The sequence below is a fragment of the Pseudonocardia sp. SID8383 genome, assembly GCF_009864975.1.
Classification (GTDB): Bacteria; Actinomycetota; Actinomycetes; order Mycobacteriales; family Pseudonocardiaceae; genus Pseudonocardia; species Pseudonocardia alni.
This window is the reverse complement of the sequence record NZ_WWFY01000591.1, coordinates 1-5,200: the sequence shown is the minus strand read 5'-3', so window position 1 is coordinate 5,200 and position 5,200 is coordinate 1. Positions and strand designations below refer to the sequence as shown.

The window sequence follows — 5,200 nt, the reverse complement described above, 5'->3', positions numbered from 1 at the left end:
CGGCGGAGCCGTCACCGTCACCGCGGCGGGCTCACCGGCACACGCCGCGGTGTCGGCCCTGCCCCGGCGTGCGCCGGGGCCCGGGCCCGCCGTGGCCCTGCCCACCACCGAGCTGGCCCGCCTCCTCGACGCGGACGCACACACCGACCCCGGCACGGACGGGGACGACGAGCAGCGGGCCCTGCTCGCACGGCTGCTCGCCGCGCCCGCGCACCGTGCGCAGATCTGCGCCGTCCGGCACGACCGCTGGGGCAGCCCGTCGCGGCTGCCGGGGCACGTCGCCGTCGTCGACACGCCGCGAGGGCGCTACCGGCTGACCCGCGGGACCGGCGCGCACGGCGGACCGGAGTGGTCCACCCTCGCCCCCGCGGGCGACGGCGAGCTGCGCGACCGGTGCGCGGAGCTGTTCAGTCCAGGTCGGAGTGCTGCATGAGCTGACGGCCCGCCTCGGTGATCGACCCGGACAGCGACGGGTACACCGAGAACGTGTGGGCCAGGTCGTCCACGCCGAGCCCGTTCTGGACCGCCATCGCGATCGGCAGGATCAGCTCGCTCGCGACCGGGGCGACCACGACACCACCGATGACCACGCCGGACGCCGGGCGGCAGAACAGCTTCACGAAGCCGCGGCGCAGCCCGCGCATCTTGGCGCGCGGGTTCGTCGACAGCGGCAGCATCACGGTGCGGGCCGGGACCTCACCGGAGTCGATCGCGTTCTGGCTGATCCCGACGGTCGCGATCTCGGGGCGGGTGAACACGTTCGCCGCGACGGTCCGCAGCCGGATCGGGGACACGCCCTCGCCCAGCGCGTGCCACATCGCGATCCGGCCCTGCATGGCCGCGACCGAGGCGAGCATGAGCACCCCGGTGCAGTCGCCGGCCGCGTAGACGCCCGGCTCGGAGGTGCGCGAGACCTTGTCGACGGGGACGAACCCGCCGCGGTCGGTCTCGATGCCGATCTTCTCCAGGCCGAGGTCGGCGGTGTTCGGGATCGACCCGACGGTCATCAGGGCGTGCGAGCCCTCGACGACCCGGCCGTCGGACAGCGTGACGCGGACGCCGTCGCCGGTGTTCTCGACCGAGTCCGCGCGGGCGTGGGCGAGGATCTCGACGCCGCGCTCGGCGAAGACCTCCTCGAGCACGGCCGCGGCGTCGGCGTCCTCGTGCGGGAGGACCCGGTCACGGCTGGAGACCAGGCTGACCCGGCAGCCGAGCTCGACGTAGGCGGAGCAGAACTCCGCGCCCGTCACGCCCGACCCGATCACGATCAGGTGCTCCGGCAGCTCGTCGAGGTCGTAGAGCTGGCGCCAGTCGAGGATCCGGTCGCCGTCGGGCCGGGCGGAGTCCAGCACCCGCGGGGTGGCCCCGGTCGCGATGAGGACGACGTCGGCGACGAGCTCCTCGACCGTCCCGTCGGTGTGGGTGGCGGTCACCTCGTGCGCGGCGCGGGCCGCGGCGGGCCCGGCGAACTGCGCGGTGCCGGCGATGATCCGGACGCCCTCGTCCTCCAGCCGGGCCCGCACGTCGGCGGACTGGGCGAGAGCGAGGGACTTGACCCGCTCGTTGACCGCGGGCAGGTCGACCGCGGAGTTGCCGCGGTCCACCAGCACGCCGAGGTCCTCGGCACGGTGCAGGTCGACCCGGACGGCCGCGGAGGAGATGAAGGTCTTCGAGGGGACGCAGTCGTAGACGACGCAGGCGCCGCCCATCCCGTCCCGCTCGACGACGGTCACCTCGCTGCCGTGCTGTGCCGCGACGAGTGCGGCCTCGTACCCGGCCGGTCCGCCGCCCATGATGACGATGCGGGTCACGGGAGATCCCCCTGGAGAAGTCGGTGGTGGTGGACCGGCAGGCGGTCCCGCCCGCCGGCGTCGACGGGGCTCACAGTACGCGTGTCCCATCATTACGACCGGGCGGGTCGAGGCCCCGCCGGGCTCCCCATTACCCTGCATGCGTGCCGCTGTATGCCGCGTACGGGTCGAACATGGACCCCGAGCAGATGAAGGAGCGCGCCCCGCACTCGCCGATGGCCGGGACCGGGTGGCTCCAGGGCTGGCGGCTGACGTTCGGCGGCGAGGACTACACCTGGGAGGGCGCGCTCTCCACCGTGGTGGAGGAGCCGGGCTCGCAGGTGTTCGTCGTGCTCTACGACGTCCCCGAGCACGACGAACGCCAGCTCGACCGCTGGGAGGGCGGCGAGCTGGGCATGCACAAGAAGCTGCGGCTGCGCGTCGCCACCCTCGACGGCAGCGTCCTCGCGTTCATCTACGTGCTGAACGCCTACGAGGGCGGGGACCCGTCGGCCCGCTACCTGGGCGTCATCGCCGACGCCGCGGAGACCGCGGGCGCCCCGGACGACTACGTCAACGAGCTGCGCAGCAGGCCCAGCCGCAAGTCCTCCCCCGGCAACCAGTCCTGACCGGCCGCACCGGCTGACGACGACGGCCCGGCCCCCCTCGCGGGGGCCGGGCCGTCGTCGTTCACCGCGGGAGACGGTGGTTCAGGAGGCCGCCTGCGCCAGCGCGGACAGCGCGGCCTGCACCAGCACCCGCGACCCGAACGGCAGGGCCCGCTCGTCGAGGTCGAAGGTCGGCTGGTGGATGTCCCGCTGCTTGCCGGTGCCCGGCCACACCCCGAGCCGCGCCATGGCGCCCGCGGAGTGCTCCAGGTACCAGGCGAAGTCCTCGCCGCCCGAGGACTGCTCGGTGGAGGCGTCGGCGGCCTCGCCACCGACGGTCACCGCGGCGTCGCGCAGCATCCCGGTGGACACCGCGTCGTTGACGACCGGCGGGACACCACGGACGTGGTCGAGCACGTAGCCGACACCGGTCGGGGCCAGCACGGACGCGACGAGCGCCCGCAGCTTCTCCTCGAGCTCGGTCCAGGTGGCGTGGTCGGCGGTGCGGAGGGTGCCGCGCAGCAGGCCGGACTGCGGGATCGCGTTCGCCGCGTCCCCGGCGTGCACCGCACCCCAGGTCAGGACGGTGCCCGAGCGCGGGTCGACGTGGCGGGTCAGCAGCAGCGGCACCTGGGTGGCCAGCAGCCCGAGCGCCTGCACGAGGTCGGCGGTCAGGTGCGGGCGCGAGGTGTGCCCGCCCGGGGAGGTCAGCCGGACCTCGATGAGGTCGCAGGCCGAGGTGATCGGCCCGACCCGGGTGCCGAGCCGTCCGACCTCCAGGCGCGGGTCGCAGTGCAGTGCGAAGATCCGCTGCACGCCCTCCATCACGCCCTGCTCGACGGCGTCGAGCGCACCGCCCGGCTGCACCTCCTCGGCCGGCTGGAACACCAGCCGGACCCGGCCGGGCAGCGACGGCGCGGACTGCAGCGCCAGTGCCGCGCCGAGCAGCATCGCGGTGTGCGCGTCGCGCCCGCAGGCGTGCATGACGCCGGGCACCTCGGAGGCGAACGGGAGACCGGTCTGCTCCTGCAGGGGCAGCGCGTCCATGTCCGCGCGCAGGGCGACCAGCGGCTCGCCGTGCCCCACCTCGCAGACGACACCGGTGCCGCCGCGCAGCGTGCGCGGCTCCAGACCGGCCCGCAGCAGGGTCTCCGAGACCCGCGCGGTCGTGAGGTGCTCGCGACGGGCCAGCTCGGGCTGGGCGTGGATCGCGCGGCGCCAGCCGACGATCTCGCCCTTGTGCGCCCGCATCCACGACTCCAGCCAGGCCGGACCCGTGCCGGAGCCGAGATCGTCGACCGCGGGATCGGTGATCTCCGGGAGCTCGGTGCGGGTCTGCAGCGCAGTCACCTTGTCCTCCTCGTACTGGCCCTCGGTGGGAACGGCCCGCATGCCCGCGGTCGACGCGGACGGCGTTCGGTCGTCTCCCACCACCCATGATGGTGCTCACCCGTCCGGCGGTGTTCCAGTCGAAATCGTCCGTTCCCGTCTCGGGGCGGCAAGGGGTCGGCGAGCTGCTGCCAGCGGGTTCACTGCTCCAGGTGAACGGCCGCGTGCGACCGCTCCTCCCGTCGGCGAACGGCCATCCTCGCCGTTCACCGGCGGTTCGGACGCCCCCCGCGGGGAACTCCCGGGACGACGACACCGGCCCGCGGCCGGAACGCCACCGGACCGTGACCGTCCGCACGCCCGGCCCGCCTCGGCGGCCGTCCGGCGTCCCGGAACGACCAGCTTCGTGACGCACCGTCATCACTGCGCACCGCCGGTGACGACCTCGGCCGGGAACGGTGTGCGGGGACGGGCCGCGCGGGCACGATGGAACAATCGGCGGCGTGTCCGTTCCCGAGGGCGAGGTCCAGCGCCGACAGTTCGCCGGGCGGTACCGCGTCGACGGTCCGCTCGGGAGCGGCGCGATGGGCACCGTCTGGTCGGGTTTCGACGAGGTACTGCACCGCCGCGTCGCGCTCAAGGAGCTGAAGATCCCCGACGGCATCCCGGCCGGGGAGAAGCTGGAGCTGCGGGAACGCATCATGCGGGAGGCCCGGGCACTGGCCGGGTTGTCGCACCCCAACGTCGTGACCGTCTTCGACGTGCTCGACTCCGGCGGCGACGAGCCGCTGGTGGTCATGGAGCTGGTGCCGTCGAAGAACCTGGCCGCGGCGATCACCGAGCTGGGCAGGCTCGACGCCGCGCAGGCCGGCGTCGTCGGGCACGGCACCGCGGCGGCGCTGCGGGCCGCCCACCGGGCCGGGATCACCCACCGCGACGTGAAGCCCGGCAACGTCCTGATCTCCGACGACGGCCGGATCAAGCTCACCGACTTCGGCATCGCCCGCAACGAGTCCGACGCGCCGATGACCTCCGCGGGCCTCGTGCTCGGCTCCCCCGCCTACATCGCGCCCGAGGTCGCCGCGGGCCAGCCGGTCACGCCGGCCGCGGACCTGTGGGGCCTCGGCGCGACGCTCTGGGCCGCCGTCGAGGGCCGCCCGCCCTACGACGTCGACGGTGACCCGGTCCGCACCATCACCGAGGTCGTCGACGGTCCCGTCCCCGCGCCGACGGTCACCGGCCCACTCGCCGAGGTCATCGCCGGGCTGATGGTCAAGGAGCCGTCGGGCCGGATGCCGCTCGACGAGGTCCGAGCCCGGCTGCGCCCGCTGCTCGCCGACCCGGACGACCCGATCTTCCCCGGCTCCCCGGACGTGCCGACCGTGATGGCGCGGGTGCCCGCACCGACCGGCGCGGCCTCGGCACCGGCACCGGCACCGGCACCGCCGCGGGTTGCCGCACCGCCCCCGCGCG

The 5,200-nt window shown here is 74.7% G+C and carries 5 protein-coding genes; 3 read left to right on the top strand and 2 right to left on the bottom strand.

Annotated features, from left to right (window positions below; all coding sequences use genetic code 11):
* On the top strand, positions 1-433 hold a 433-nt coding region (locus GTW08_RS14505), incomplete at its 5' end, for an ESX secretion-associated protein EspG (RefSeq protein ID WP_202417173.1).
* Here GTW08_RS14505 and GTW08_RS14500 read toward each other — a convergent pair.
* Positions 408-1,811, bottom strand: coding sequence for an NAD(P)H-quinone dehydrogenase (locus GTW08_RS14500; protein WP_073576386.1), 1,404 nt, complete (start codon positions 1,809-1,811; stop codon positions 408-410). The two genes, GTW08_RS14505 and GTW08_RS14500, sit on opposite strands and share 26 nt — an antisense overlap.
* A 143-nt stretch (positions 1,812-1,954) precedes the next feature.
* Between GTW08_RS14500 and GTW08_RS14495 the strand changes: the two genes are divergently transcribed.
* Positions 1,955-2,419 carry a gamma-glutamylcyclotransferase gene (locus GTW08_RS14495; protein ID WP_062397641.1) on the top strand — a complete coding sequence of 155 codons (465 nt, stop codon included), beginning with the start codon at positions 1,955-1,957 and terminating at the stop codon, positions 2,417-2,419.
* A gap of 81 nt (positions 2,420-2,500) precedes the next feature.
* On the opposite strand, the gene GTW08_RS14490 is transcribed toward GTW08_RS14495, so the two are convergent.
* A complete protein-coding gene (locus GTW08_RS14490; protein WP_161152056.1) occupies positions 2,501-3,790 on the bottom strand; it encodes an amidohydrolase in 1,290 nt (429 codons plus the stop codon).
* A 440-nt stretch (positions 3,791-4,230) separates the two neighbouring features.
* On the opposite strand from GTW08_RS14490, the gene GTW08_RS14485 reads away from it, so the two are divergent.
* A partial coding sequence (locus GTW08_RS14485; protein WP_346009907.1) for a serine/threonine-protein kinase occupies positions 4,231-5,200 on the top strand: 970 nt, incomplete at its 3' end.